Source organism: Corynebacterium kozikiae (assembly GCF_024580965.1).
GTDB lineage: Bacteria > Actinomycetota > Actinomycetes > Mycobacteriales > Mycobacteriaceae > Corynebacterium > Corynebacterium kozikiae.
This window is the reverse complement of record NZ_JANIKJ010000059.1, coordinates 1-473: the sequence shown is the minus strand read 5'-3', so window position 1 is coordinate 473 and position 473 is coordinate 1. Positions and strand designations below refer to the sequence as shown.

The following is a 473-nucleotide window of genomic DNA, read 5'->3' as shown; positions in this document are numbered from 1 at the left end:
CCCGTAGCGCCCGAGCATGGGCTCGGGCGCTACGGGAGCGCAGGTAGGAAAACGTTCAGTGGATGGGCGTGAAGCGAATGGCCTGCCCACCGCCCGGTGCCAGCACCAGCGTCAGTGCATCGGCACTGGTCACCTCGCGGGTTTCGCGTGCGAACGCGAACGGGTTGCTGCGGAAATCAGCGCCTTCACCATCGCGGTAGATCTCGGCGCGATAGCGCACGCCTGGCTCCAGGAAGCCCAGCGGTACCGGCAGCACGCGGCCGTGTTCGTCGGTGATGCTGCCGAGGAACCAGTCGCGGCTGTTGCGGTCGCGGCGCACGATCGTCACGTAGTCACCCACTTCGCCATCGAGCACGCGGCTCTGCTCCCAGTCCACCGCCACGTCCTCGATGAAACGGAACGCCTCGCGATGCTGCAGGTAGTGTTCGGGCAGGTCCGCGGCCATCTGGATCGGGCTGTACAGCACCACGTAC

The 473-nt window shown here is 66.6% G+C and carries 1 protein-coding gene; it reads right to left on the bottom strand.

Annotated features, from left to right (window positions below; translation table 11 throughout):
* Nucleotides 1-55: 55 nt before the first annotated feature.
* A partial coding sequence (locus NQ018_RS11320) for a glycoside hydrolase family 97 C-terminal domain-containing protein (RefSeq protein ID WP_257061028.1) occupies nt 56-473 on the bottom strand: 418 nt, incomplete at its 5' end.